14 protein-coding genes are annotated in these 12,252 nt (G+C 42.1%); 7 read left to right on the top strand and 7 right to left on the bottom strand.

Annotated elements, in window-relative coordinates; translation table 11 throughout:
- Window positions 1–210: 210 nt before the first annotated feature.
- Window positions 211–1,392, top strand: coding sequence for a rhodanese-related sulfurtransferase (locus ABM313_RS11130; RefSeq protein ID WP_434687989.1), 1,182 nt, complete (start codon window positions 211–213; stop codon window positions 1,390–1,392).
- On the opposite strand, the gene ABM313_RS11125 is transcribed toward ABM313_RS11130, so the two are convergent.
- Window positions 1,382–2,194, bottom strand: a complete 813-nt coding sequence (locus ABM313_RS11125) for an inositol monophosphatase family protein (RefSeq protein ID WP_434687988.1) — start codon at window positions 2,192–2,194, stop codon at window positions 1,382–1,384. The genes ABM313_RS11130 and ABM313_RS11125 overlap by 11 nt on opposite strands.
- Window positions 2,195–2,289: 95 nt before the next feature.
- Here ABM313_RS11125 and ABM313_RS11120 point away from each other — a divergent pair, with 95 nt between their 5' ends.
- The 3 genes from ABM313_RS11120 (at window position 2,290) to ABM313_RS11110 (ending at window position 4,930) form a co-directional block, all read left to right on the top strand.
- Window positions 2,290–3,087 (top strand): ABC transporter permease, encoded by a 798-nt coding sequence (locus ABM313_RS11120; RefSeq protein ID WP_434687986.1) that lies wholly within the window; start codon window positions 2,290–2,292, stop codon window positions 3,085–3,087.
- Window positions 3,088–3,175: 88 nt separating this feature from the next.
- The gene (locus tag ABM313_RS11115; RefSeq protein WP_434687984.1) at window positions 3,176–4,303 is read left to right on the top strand and encodes an aldo/keto reductase; all 1,128 of its coding nucleotides are present in this window, start codon (window positions 3,176–3,178) and stop codon (window positions 4,301–4,303) included.
- A gap of 135 nt (window positions 4,304–4,438) precedes the next feature.
- Window positions 4,439–4,930 (top strand): YajQ family cyclic di-GMP-binding protein, encoded by a 492-nt coding sequence (locus ABM313_RS11110; protein WP_434687983.1) that lies wholly within the window; start codon window positions 4,439–4,441, stop codon window positions 4,928–4,930.
- A 29-nt stretch (window positions 4,931–4,959) separates the two neighbouring features.
- Here ABM313_RS11110 and ABM313_RS11105 read toward each other — a convergent pair whose 3' ends face one another.
- The gene (locus ABM313_RS11105; protein ID WP_434687981.1) at window positions 4,960–5,442 is read right to left on the bottom strand and encodes a DUF4079 domain-containing protein; all 483 of its coding nucleotides are present in this window, start codon (window positions 5,440–5,442) and stop codon (window positions 4,960–4,962) included.
- A gap of 190 nt (window positions 5,443–5,632) precedes the next feature.
- On the opposite strand from ABM313_RS11105, the gene ABM313_RS11100 reads away from it, so the two are divergent.
- A complete protein-coding gene (locus ABM313_RS11100) occupies window positions 5,633–6,595 on the top strand; it encodes a hypothetical protein (protein WP_434687979.1) in 963 nt (320 codons plus the stop codon).
- Between the two features lie 151 nt (window positions 6,596–6,746).
- Here ABM313_RS11100 and ABM313_RS11095 read toward each other — a convergent pair whose 3' ends face one another.
- On the bottom strand, window positions 6,747–7,193 hold the full coding sequence (locus ABM313_RS11095) for a CopD family protein (protein WP_434687977.1): 447 nt from the start codon (window positions 7,191–7,193) through the stop codon (window positions 6,747–6,749).
- Window positions 7,194–7,738: 545 nt separating this feature from the next.
- Between ABM313_RS11095 and ABM313_RS11090 the strand changes: the two genes are divergently transcribed.
- The gene (locus ABM313_RS11090; protein ID WP_434687975.1) at window positions 7,739–8,368 is read left to right on the top strand and encodes a hypothetical protein; all 630 of its coding nucleotides are present in this window, start codon (window positions 7,739–7,741) and stop codon (window positions 8,366–8,368) included.
- 283 nt (window positions 8,369–8,651) lie between these two features.
- Here ABM313_RS11090 and ric read toward each other — a convergent pair whose 3' ends face one another.
- Together ric and ABM313_RS11080 are read right to left on the bottom strand one after the other, a co-directional pair.
- Window positions 8,652–9,368, bottom strand: coding sequence for an iron-sulfur cluster repair di-iron protein (gene ric / locus ABM313_RS11085; protein WP_434687973.1), 717 nt, complete (start codon window positions 9,366–9,368; stop codon window positions 8,652–8,654).
- 63 nt (window positions 9,369–9,431) lie between these two features.
- Complete coding sequence (locus ABM313_RS11080; protein WP_434687971.1) at window positions 9,432–9,806, bottom strand: group I truncated hemoglobin; 375 nt, start codon at window positions 9,804–9,806, stop codon at window positions 9,432–9,434.
- 341 nt (window positions 9,807–10,147) lie between these two features.
- Between ABM313_RS11080 and ABM313_RS11075 the strand changes: the two genes are divergently transcribed.
- Window positions 10,148–10,828 (top strand): Crp/Fnr family transcriptional regulator, encoded by a 681-nt coding sequence (locus ABM313_RS11075; RefSeq protein WP_434687969.1) that lies wholly within the window; start codon window positions 10,148–10,150, stop codon window positions 10,826–10,828.
- A gap of 44 nt (window positions 10,829–10,872) precedes the next feature.
- On the opposite strand, the gene ispE is transcribed toward ABM313_RS11075, so the two are convergent.
- Window positions 10,873–11,781 (bottom strand): 4-(cytidine 5'-diphospho)-2-C-methyl-D-erythritol kinase, encoded by a 909-nt coding sequence (gene ispE, locus ABM313_RS11070; RefSeq protein ID WP_434687967.1) that lies wholly within the window; start codon window positions 11,779–11,781, stop codon window positions 10,873–10,875.
- Window positions 11,778–12,047 (bottom strand): transcriptional coactivator PipX, encoded by a 270-nt coding sequence (gene pipX / locus ABM313_RS11065; protein ID WP_281007288.1) that lies wholly within the window; start codon window positions 12,045–12,047, stop codon window positions 11,778–11,780. Before pipX ends, ispE begins: the two co-directional genes overlap by 4 nt.
- Window positions 12,048–12,252: the final 205 nt, after the last annotated feature.

The raw sequence follows: 12,252 nt of genomic DNA, 5'->3' as shown, positions 1-12,252 counted from the left end.
GGCACGGGGGCACAGCCCCTACAAGATCTAAAATTTACAGGTAGGGGCAATCCCTCCGTGGTTGCCCTACTTCGCTAGCAGCAAGAGATTCATCATCTGAGTTCCACGAAACATCAGTGATAGGTGATTGCGGTAAATCGAACTATCCTTTTTGATCTAGAGTAGAGATGGGTAGCGTTTCGCACTAGCCATTCTATAAATATTAAAACTATGCTAATTCGATTATTTCAAGAACAAGATAGCGATCAGATTGCCCAGTTGTTCCATGACACTATCCGCGAGGTGAATATTCGCGATTATTCACCTGAGCAGGTCAAAGCTTGGGCTCCCGATGACTTGTATTTTACTAACTGGACAGAAGATTGTAGTAACAACTTTACCTACGTTGCGGAAGAAGAAGGCAAAATTATTGGTTTTGCTCAACTAGAAACTAATGGTCATATTGATTGTTTCTTTTGCCATAAGGACTATCAGCGCTGCGGTGTCGGAACGCGGTTATACCGAGCGATCGAGGCAAAGGCTCTAGAATTAAAAATAGAACGTTTATTTGTAGAAGTAAGTATTACGGCGATCGCATTTTTCAAGAGTCGGGGATTTTCTGTAGTTAAGGAACAGCAGGTAACTTGTAGAGGGGAAAAGCTGACTAACTTTGTCATGGAAAAGTCTCTTGCTAAGTACTTAGAGAAGTCTGAGCCTTTTGTTGTTGCTACGTTCTATCATTTTGCTGATCTTGCTGATTATGTATTGATGCGTCCTGCAATTACGGATTTTTGTAAAAGTCATGAACTTAAAGGAGTAATTTTATTAGCACGGGAAGGAATTAACTCCACGATCGCAGGCAGTCGAGAGGGAATTGATGCCCTGTTAAGCTACTTACGATCTGACTCACGTTTGCAAGGTTTAGAGCATAAAGAAACCTATTGTGATGTTATGCCATATAACAAATTAAGGGTAAGACTCAAAAAAGAACTTGTAAGGTTTGGAGTTTCTGATATTGATCCTAGTAAAGAAGTGGGAACCTATGTAAGTCCTCAAGATTGGAATCAATTAATTAGTGATCCAGATGTATTGGTCATTGACACGCGCAATATTTATGAGGTGGAATTTGGCACTTTTAAAGGAGCGATCGATCCTAATTTAGACTTTTTCCATGAGTTTCCTAAGTATGTTGAGGAGAATTTAAGCGATCGCAAGCAGCAAAAAATCGCCATGTTCTGCACAGGTGGCATCCGTTGCGAGAAAGCAAGTGCGTATATGTTGTCTCAAGGCTTTGATGAGGTTTACCATCTTAAGGGAGGCATTCTCAAATATCTAGCAGAAGTTCCCCCCGAAGAAAGTCTCTGGGAAGGCGAATGTTTTGTCTTTGATGATCGCATCGTAACTAATGGATAAATGGCTTTGCTATTTCTTGAGCCATTGGCAAGAGTTCAGGATGGCTAACTACTAAGGTTGGGAAATTACGGCTACTGTAGTCTTTCCCCATCTCTAATGGAAAGATTTTTTGAGAATCCTCCAAGGGAATCCAGATCGCGCCGATCGCTTTGAGAATTACCCATACAGCCGCGATATCCCAGATCTTTGGAGTTGCTTCTACTGCGCCAATCGTTGAGCCGATCGCCACCGTCAAAATGTTATAACTAGCCACGCCCAACATTCGTAATTTAAAAGGGAACTTAGATCGACCCATTTTTTCGAGACTGCGGGAACAGGCACTAAAAAAGTAATTGCCAAGTGCATCAGGATCAGGTGTAGTCTCAGGTAAATGAATCGGTGTGTCGTTGAGAAATGCTGCTGAGCCATGCGCATCTGACCAACCATAAATATTTTGATGCAGTGGCGGTATGGCAACATAGCCAAATACAGGTGTACCACGATGCAATAGCCCCAAGGATATGCCCCAAATCGGAATCCCTCTAGCAAAATTGGTTGTGCCATCTAGGGGATCAACTACCCAAGCCCATTCGCGATCAGGCAAAATTTGCGTTGACTCTTCAGTTAAAACGCCATATTCAGGAAACTCTTTTTCCAGTGCTGCTTTGATATAGGCATCTGCCCAGCGATCGCTTTTAGTTACAAGGCTGCCATCATCCTTAGCGATCGCCACTCGCGCCTGTTCAAAATCCACAAGGAGGCGATCGCCTACCTGCCTAGTTAATTCTTGGATAAAGGGAAGAATTGTAGTCCAGTTATTCATAGGTTGTTAGCATACTGCATAGTTGGAGCGAATCACCCCTCTAATTGTGCGATAAAATGCAATCATGTTAGGACGTATGAGGATTCTTTAGACCTATGAACTTGAGCCTGAACCTGAGTCTAAGTTTAGGGCGCGTTTGGGCGATCGCCACCAACGTATTTCGCGAAACTGTGCGCGAACAGGTGCTGTATCTATCTTTGCTGTATACCGTGATTGTGGTATCAGCGATGCTGATGCTGCCAGAGTTTTCCTATGACTCATCGGCAAAGATGATTGTCGATGTTGGTATTGCCGCGATCGAAGTAGTGAGTTTGATTGTGGCGGTGTTGGTTGGTACGAATCTGATCAATAAGGAAATTGACAAACGCACAATTTTTATCTTGATTGCTAAGCCAATGCATCGTGCCGAATTTGTGCTGGGCAAACATCTAGGCTTAACTGCTGTGGTTGGAGCCTTGGTATCGATTATGACCGTAATTTTTATTGCCCTGATGGCGATCAAAAATATTCCGATTCCGATTCCTTCAATTCTCACAGCCAACTTTTTTATCTTTTGGCAGATCATGCTGCTAGGCGCGATCGCCATTTTCTTTGGTTCCTTTTCAGGTTCTCTGATTGCCTCTTTGCTAACCCTTGCCGCTTATTTCATCGGTAACTTTAGCCGTGATTTGTTGTTATTGGGTGAAATTTCTAAGAATCCCAGCTTACAAGCTGTAACCCGTACTTTATATATGATTCTGCCCGATTTATCCCGTGCTAATCTGAAAAATGAGGCGGTTTACAATATTTTGCCAAGCTTGCCAGATATGTTTAACAATGGCGTATATATCCTGAGTTATGCGCTATTGACCTTGGCGATCGCGATTCTCATCTTTGCTCGTCGCCAATTTTAAAAAACATTTTTTCTTGACGAATGGCGGCGCAACGCGCCGCCATTCTAATTTTGTGGATTAAGATTAAATATATTTTAGTGAATTATCTATGCGCTATCGTCGTTTTGGCAAAACTGAGATGCTCCTGTCCGTCTTTTCATTAGGAGCAATGCGCTATATGGAATCGGCGGACAATGCCCACAAAACGATCTCAAGAGCTTTAGAAGTTGGCATCAATCATATTGAAACTGCTCAAGGCTATGGCAAGAGCGAAGAGTTTATCGGCAAAGCGATGCGAAATGGATTGAGCCAACAACGCGATCGCTTTTATCTGACCACCAAAATATCGCCAACCAAAGACGCAGACTCCATGCGTCGCCAAATCGAGCAGTCCCTCAAAAAGATGAATGTGGACTATGTTGATAACTTCGACATACATGGCATTAACTTACAAGAACATCTCGACTTAGTCACCAATCCAAATGGCTGTATGAAAGCCGTTAGAGAAGCCGTCGATCAAAAAATGATTGGTCATGTCGGATTCTCTACCCATGCGCCCCTTGACGTAATTCTCAATACGATCAACACCGACTTATTTGAGTCAATTAATCTACATTATTACTACTTCAATCAACGCAATGCCCCTGCGGTACAACTAGCCCACGAAAAAGATATGGGCGTATTTATCATTTCGCCATCGGATAAAGGCGGAATGCTATATAACCCCTCAGAAGAATTAGCAGGAGTGAGCTATCCCTTTACGGCTTTGTATATGTGCGATCGCTTTCTGCTCAGCGATCCCCGTGTGCATACCCTCAGTCTCGGTGCGGCTAATCCTGCTGAAATTGACTCGCATCAAGATGCATGGGACAACGATCAGCCAATGTCCGAATTAGAACAAGCAGTTCTTGATTGTATGAATCGTCGCTATACCATCCTCGAAAGCGAACTCTGTTCCCAATGTTATGAATGCTTACCTTGCCCTGAAGAAATCAATATTCCTGAAGTACTAAGGTTGAGAAATCTCGCGATCGGCTTTGATATGGTGGAGTTTGGCAAATATCGCTACAAAATGTTTGAAAATGCAGGGCATTGGTTCCCTGGGCGTAAAGCAATTCGCTGTACGGACTGTGGTGATTGCTTGCCCCGATGTCCAGAAAAATTAGATATTCCTAAGCTTTTGAGGGATACGCACGATCGCTTGCAAGGAGAGGAAGGCAAGCGGCTTTGGGAATAACCCCAAAAACCTGTGGCTCAAGCTGCGCGTGCACCACAGGTTTTTTCGGACTAATTATGCCCAGCTAATTATTAGTTTTTTGGTACGATGAGATACATTATGCATTTAGAAATCAATAAAACCTAAAATAAATCTATGGCTTCTAGTTATTCTTTCGATATAGTTAGCGATTTTGACCATCAAGAACTTGTCAATGCGATCGATCAAACCCGTCGTGAAATTGTTAGTCGCTATGACTTAAAAAGCACTAAAACAGAAGTTGAGCTTGAAAAAGAATCAATAACCATTAACACTAATAGTGAAATGACGCTTACCTCTGTGGTTGACGTGATGCAGTCTAAAGCAATTAAGCGTGGATTGTCTCTAAAAATCTTTGACTACGGCGAAGTGGAATCTGCTAGTGGTAATCGCGTAGTTCAAAAGATTAAGTTGAAGCGCGGAATTGAGCAAGAACAAGCAAAAAAACTATCTAAAACTATCCGCGATAATTTTCCTAAAGCTCAGGCTTCTATTCAAGGCGATGCATTGCGGGTTACTTCCAAATCAAAAGACGAACTTCAAGAAATCATCCAACTTGTAAAGACAGAAGACTTTCCACTTGCTCTACAATTTACAAACTATCGTTAATAAAAAAGGGCGCTTAGCGCCCTTTTTTATTAAGAAGCTTTGGACATTTGTTCTAAAATCCTCTGCACGATTTGCCAACCTGTGAGAGTTTGCCATGCAAAAACGCCAATCAAAGCAGTATTCACCGTAATATGTGTAACTCGCGCCCATTCTTTACCCTGTTGTAACAATGGTGCAAGCGCAGCAGACAATGCAGCTAAAAATGTTAAACCCAAACCTGCTAGTAGATGTCCACCCACAAATAGTTTGCCGCTATCGTTATAGGTGACTGCCATACCGCCGATAGCACCTGCTACCATCAACACCAAAAAGGCTGATCCAAGTTTGTGATGCAGGATGTTGTAACGTTTGGATATTAAGGCTTTTTTCTCTTCCCCTTCAGTGCTGCGAATCCTGCGATATTGCCAGCCGACATATCCTGAATAAAGTGCCAAAAATAGAGTTAGGAGCATCAGAAGTGGGTGAGCAAAGGTCACCACAGTTTTAAATGGTTCTGGAATTGCGACAATCATAGTTCTTAGTTGAAGTTAGCAGTGTGAAGACTCTGTATCAAATCTTATCTTATGTTAATATTCCCACCAAGGAAAGTTAGTGTTGAAATTAACCTGTTATGGATTTTGAGTTTGAGATTAGCTTTATACAAACTTAGATAGCGATCGCTGTTACCATCAATGATAATTTCTGGAAAGGAGTAAGTATCTGATGTCCGTAGTCAATCAGCAAGAAGTGTTGGCAAGCTTTAAGGTTTTGGTGAGCATGGCAAAAGCCGACGGCAAACTGCTCGAAGAAGAGTTTGCCAGTCTTGCCGATACCTTTGAAGAAATTCATCTGCCCGAGGGTATTACCGTCGATCGCCTCTTGAATGAAGAAGATGCGCCAATTGATGAATTACTGACCCAAATTACCAGCGAAATCGCACAGGAGATGGTTTATCAGTCAGCCTATGCGATGGCAAATATCGATGGTGAGTGTAGTCCTGAAGAAAAGGAACTGTTAGATAAAATTGGTGCAACTTTTACTAGTTCTAAACTTTGGGGCAAACAAGAATGGCTAGAGACTCTAGAGCGACGCTCTACTAAGTCCTCAATTTCAGAGCAGGTACGCCAAATCGATGATCCTGACAAACGTGCGGCTGAGGTCGAGAGTGCTACTACCGATGCCTGTTTTTTAAATGCTGTTTTAGGCGCTTTCCCGATCCCTGGAATTGCGATCGCCTTCGATATGTTGATCTATTGGAATCAACTTGATCTTGCCCAAGCGATCGGGCAAAGTTGGGGCTATGACCGCAACCGTGACGATTTCCGCAAGGCTATTTTTGGCAGTCTGGGGATCACTGGCACTAGAATCGCAGTGAGTAACCTAGCCAAACTAGTTCCCGTGTTCGGAATGGTTGTTGGCGCAACTACAGCCTACGCCAGTACATGGGCGTTGGGTAAGGTTGCCAACGAATACTTTGCTTCGGGTGGTGAGATGGATGCTTTTAGCATTCGTCAAGCCTTTAAACAAGCGAAGAAAGAGGGTGAAGCAATCTACAAAACTAAAGCTGAAGAAATTGCCGCTAAGAAAAAAGCGATCGAGCCTCAAGTACAGTTGCTCAATGAGGAACTAAAAGCAGGAAGTATCACCCCTGAAGAATATCAAGAGAAGCTAAAAAATCTTCTATAAAAAAGATATAGCGGTTCACAGTCTAGTGAAGTATTGGATTGTTTCTCCGCCGAAGGCGGGGAAACAATCCTTTGTACCTCGCTTGCTTGAAAAGCGCTATAGTACTCACGCAAAAACGGATTGAAGAGAGGACACTATGTGTCCTCTCTTTTTAATTGAAACCACCAACTCGAATTCCTGCGCCTAAAATCACGAATAAGACGGCTAGGGTGGTCACTCCGACAATGTGATAAGCCAAGGAGTTTAATGTCTCTTTAGTGAGATTGGGAATGATGAAAAAGCGGGCATGAATTGCGAGGACGATTGTTCCTAATAGAAGTAATAGTTTGATGCCAATGTAAGTGGAGAGATATGAATCAAAAGAGAGGAAGTTCTGGAAACTTGGGAAATAAATCCATGTAAGCCATAGCCCTGTGGTTACCTGTAACAAAAGAGCTGTCAGTCCAAATCCTTCAAAATGTTCTTCAAATTGATGGATGCGATCAGGATCGCGATGTTTGAGAGCTTGAGGTAGCACGGTTGCGGTTAATACCAGATGCCCACCTGTCCAGACCGTGGCTCCTAAGATATGCAAAACAACTAAAATTTTAAATAACATTTTGTAATTTACAGGCGCAACCTGCCTTGGTCTAGGTTTTATAAATATAGCGATCGCTTAAAAATCACGATTCAAAGTAATAGCGATCGCAAAAAACATTACTTAACTAAAATCGCTGATCTTGTAGGGTTTATTAATGAAATGTAACGAATCAAACCTTACTTAATGCTAATTGTTTGTGTGTTACTCTCCGCTGGGACAATCTACAAGGTTGCATTTTGCCAAATAAAACTTTATTCAGAGAGTGTTAATCTTCAAAAATCTTTTTTACACTTATTTGGTTGTTTTATCTGATAATTCATGTAACATTTTCCTTGTATAAGTATTTATCCTGCAATCTGCAAAGTAATACATAGTTATGCTGCTTTCCTTTACTGGTGAGGCATTCCTTTATTGGAACCCCGAAAAGTTCAAACTTTAAAGAATCATGAACCAAGACGCTAAGGAAAGCAATTGGTAGAATAAAAACTGCAAATATCATCGTTGCACAATATTTATTTAGGGTGTTTCGCACATTTGTAGTGCTAGATTTCGCAGTTTTCAAAATGATGAAAAAAATTATTCAAGCCTTTAAACAATTAACTTTTGCAGAGCAAGCGACTCTAGCTGCTACATGGCTTCAAACAATTGCTGTCGTTTTAGGTATAGCAGTCGCAGTGTTTCAGTTGCAAGCTGCACTACAGCAAACAAACCAGGGACAGAGGAAGGAGTCTATCGCATTAATTGAACAATTCAATCGAAATGTAGCGCCTTACTATCAATATCTTGAAAAAATTCATAAAGATATTTCTAATATTTCAGAGGAAAGTAGCGTTAATAAACAAAAAATAATGCTTGAACAGGTGAGCCAAGAAATAGACCGCAAAAAAATAGAAAAAGCATACTCAGAACTGGATAATTTCTATGAAAATGCTAGTACCTGCTACCGCACAGAGGTTTGCAGTAAAGAGATCATTGGAGGGTTTATATGTGAAAGATCTGAAGATTTCCTTAACCTTGGAAGGTATCCTGAAAAAAAGAAACAGATTAAAGATATTTACGTCAAGTTCTACACATTGATGAATCAAGGAGATTCTAGTTTAAGACTTGTACTTGATGATGTGATCACTACTCACGTAGGGAATGCCCAGCGAATGTGCCCTCTATTTGTGAGAATGAAATACGAGAAGTTATAACAGATGCACAGCAATTCCAATGCACTGAAACAAAGTCAAGTGATTGGTGAATTACAAAGAGCATCTATGTCCAATGATTGGGATCTTTATACCTAATAACCGATACACCCTTTGAGATTGTCTATTTCTATTCAAGATTAGATAAGCAAAAATGTTTTGCTTTGTTGTTTAGTACCGATAAGTTATTGGCGATGCTTGTGATGGTTTGCGCCTATGCAAGGACAAATAATTATTAAGCGATCACCTAAAAATTACCATCCAAAGTAATAGCGATCGCTTAATTCTAATTAGCTTTGATTTTCTCTAGAGCGCTCGCTTTAGGAAACAGCACATTGTTTTCCTTATGAATATGTTGGTGCATATCCTGCTCAAAGTTCAGTAATCCGTCCAGCATGGCGCGATAGGTGTTGCAAGCCCATTCAGGGGGAGTGTAATTATCGGTGAGTTGACTTAGATGACCGAGGGCAATGCCAGCTTCATCATGCTCAAATTCCATTTGATGTACAGGATTTGCGATCGTGCCGCAGTGAAAAGAAGGAACGGTGTCGCTAGATTCTAACTGACGGATCATTGGGAATAAAATCTTTTCTTCCTTCTGCAAATGCGTCTCTAGTTCTTGGGATACGGCGAGAAATATATCCTTGATTTGATGGAGGCGTGGTTCTTTCTCACCATGTACCGCCGCAACTTTGGTTACCATTTTTTCCAAGCGAGGTAGCTCAGTATGTAGGTAGGCATGGTGAGTTTGTTCGATGTGGTCGGCTAGTTTAGTAAGGGATAGAGTTGCCACATTCATCTCTATCTCTGTGTTTGAATTAGCGATCGCCTCTAATTGGGCAAGAAAAGTCTGCGGATCAATACCTTTGTTGCGACATGCCTCATCCAACGTTTTCTTGCCGCCGCAGCAATAGTCAACTTTGGCTTGTTCAAACAGTCGCGAAAGGGAAGGGCGATCGCGAACGATTTCGCCTACGGTATTGCTGATTTGAAAAGTTGCCATCTATTTAGTCTCCTGTTTGTTCTACGTCGAAAGTGCGCCTTTGCAACACTTTCGACAAAATACTTAGCCGTTCAAAACATCTTTTTTATGTTGAGGAGCCGCCGCTACTGCCGCCACCTCTGCCAAAAGATCATCAGAAACTCCCATCTCTTTGAGAGTAATCATCAAATCCTCGGCAACCGCATCAAAATGGTCGCTGTTTAAACCTTGCTGCGCCACCAGATCCTTGTGAGCTTCACGCATCTGCGCTCCACTGTATTTGTCAGTACCGCCAAACGCATAGGTGAGAAATGCTTTTTGGTGCATCCGTTGCTTCTGCATATCGGTATTCTCAAAAAAATGTTTGATGCGATCGTCTTGTAATACTCTTTCGTAGAAGCGATCGACGGCTACATCAACGGCTGCTGCGCCACCAAGCTTTTCAAATAATGTTGTCATATGCAATTCGTTATCTAATCTGTTGTCGATAGCATAGGAGAACATCACCTGAGAAGTCTTTGACTTAAGTCAAAAAACTAAAAAAATCCTTAACTCTAGAACTAATCTTGACGCACCCCTCATCCCCCAACCCCTTCTCCCGCAGGAGAAGGGGAGAAATATTAGATTTCTTGTTCCCCTATCCTGCGGGAGAGGGGCTAGGGGTGAGGGCTTAGCGCTTTGGTGTGTTAAGTATATGAACACCTTTGCAAAGGTAGGGGCTTGGAGACCAAGCCCCAATCTCATCTGTGATCTTTTGATTGGAAGTATAGTTGTTTAACGCAACGATCGCATTGAGGAAAATGTTAAACAAATTAGACTTGAGCCATTGGTTGCAGACGATTCTAATTTTTCAAGGATTATCGCCAGAGCAAATCATTCCTTTAGCTCAAATTGCTCAACTGCAAAAATTTGAAAAGGGTGAAGTAATCTTCCAGCAAGATAGTGAAGCAACAGGATTTTTTATAGTCCAAACAGGACGAGTCAAAGTTTTTAAAATGGCTGCTAATGGCAAGGAACACATCTTACACTTGCTGAATGTGCAAGACTACTTTGCCGAAGTCCCCGCCCTTGATGGCAAAGCTTTCCCCGCTTCGGCGATCGCTTTGGAATACACAGAATTAATTTTCTTTCCTCGACTTCCCTTTCTCGATTTACTGCACCAATATCCTGCGATCGCCATCAATATGTTGATGAGTATGGCAAACCACTCACGCAAACTCGCGCACATGGTTGAAGAACTCTCTTGCAAAGATGTACCACAACGATTAGCGTCCTATTTATTGGCTTTGAGCGATCGCGAATTTGGCGCTAATGTGATTACTCTAGATGTCACCAAAACTCAATTAGCCGCAACTTTAGGAACTATTCCAGCCACCCTATCTAGGGCTTTTTATCGCCTTAGTAGTGAAGGATTAATTGCCATTAATGGTTCACAGATTGAGTTATTAGATCGCGATCACTTGCAAGATACCAGCGATTAAAACCCAGCGATCACAGCAAAGGGGCTTAAGCCCCTTTGCTGTGATCAAGCATCAAAGATCGATCTAACTAAGCTCTTTACCACCCATACATCAATGTCATCGGTTCTTACAGCCTCAGCAATTTGCTGAGCGCGATCTAGATCGGGCGCGATCGCAAATACTGTTGAGCCTGAACCAGACATCATTGCACCAAGACATTCTTGATCTAGCAATTTATTTTTTAGTTCAGCAATTGCAGGATACTCAGGCAATACTACTCGCTCAAGATCGTTGTAAAGTAAGCGCCCGATTTTATGAGGTGCAGACTCACCACCAGAAGCAATCGCTGCCACTATTTGACTAGAGAGATTTTGATTTTTGACTTGACTCGTGGCAAGCAACTCTTGCTTGCGGAAAGTTTGATAAGCCCATGCAGTCGCGATCGCAATCTGACGTGGTTTGCAAATCACTAAGACCAAATCAATGAGATCGGGCAAAGGTGAAAGTACTTCGCCACGACCTGTCGCTAAAGCAGTGCCACCAGAAACACAGAAAGGAATATCAGAACCTAACTGAGCCGCAAAATCACAAAGCTGTGACTGGGTGAGTCCCAAATCCCAAAGGCGATCAATCCCCACAAAAACTGCGGCGGCATTGGCTGAACCACCAGCTAAACCAGCTCCCATCGGAATTCGCTTGTCAATCGAGATCTCCATGCCCCCAATCTCTGGATAGAGGCTCTGCATCAAAGCAGCAGCTTTATAAGCCAGATTAGAGCGATCGCAAGGTACTTCAGGGTTAGTACAAAGGATTTGAATTTCATCTGTACCGATTTTACGAATATCAACGCGATCACATAGATCAATACTCTGCAAAATCATCACTAGATCGTGATACCCATCAATACGATTCCCCGTAATCTCCAGATAGAGATTAATTTTTGCGGCAGCTTTGAGAGAAATACGCGAGGTCATTGGGAAAAAGTTCGCTTGTATATGTGCTGTAAGTTTTTTTGATCCGTATCAGTGCCACCACGCCGCAGCGATCGCATTTGGTTTTCGACCATGAGCTTCGCATCTGCTCGTGAGACAGGCTCAAACTGAACACCGTCAGGACCAGTAGTAATTAGGAAAAACAACCTTTGAGCGTAGAGAGTGGTAAACAAACTACGAAACTCATCTACCCTACATAAGCGAGATAGCAAGCCAAAAGTAGGATGATTTAGATAGTGTTCGGACATTTGGCGGGCTAGAAAATTTAGTAAATTTGATGAACTAGGAGAGGTGAATTTTTTCTGTATCGTAAACAACATGAGTTTAACGAAATGATCAGGGAGGAGGATTTATCAAGAAGCTAAAAAATCCCCAGAGATCAGACAATACAACCTATTCGATAATATTACGCTTACTATTTTGATATGTTTAGTGCGATTAATCAGGAAATGT

Origin of the sequence: Pseudanabaena minima str. Chao 2107, from assembly GCF_051131155.1 — a bacterium.
GTDB lineage: Bacteria > Cyanobacteriota > Cyanobacteriia > Pseudanabaenales > Pseudanabaenaceae > Pseudanabaena > Pseudanabaena minima.
Note: the sequence above shows the minus strand (reverse complement) of the source record. Positions and strands in the feature narration are given on the sequence as shown.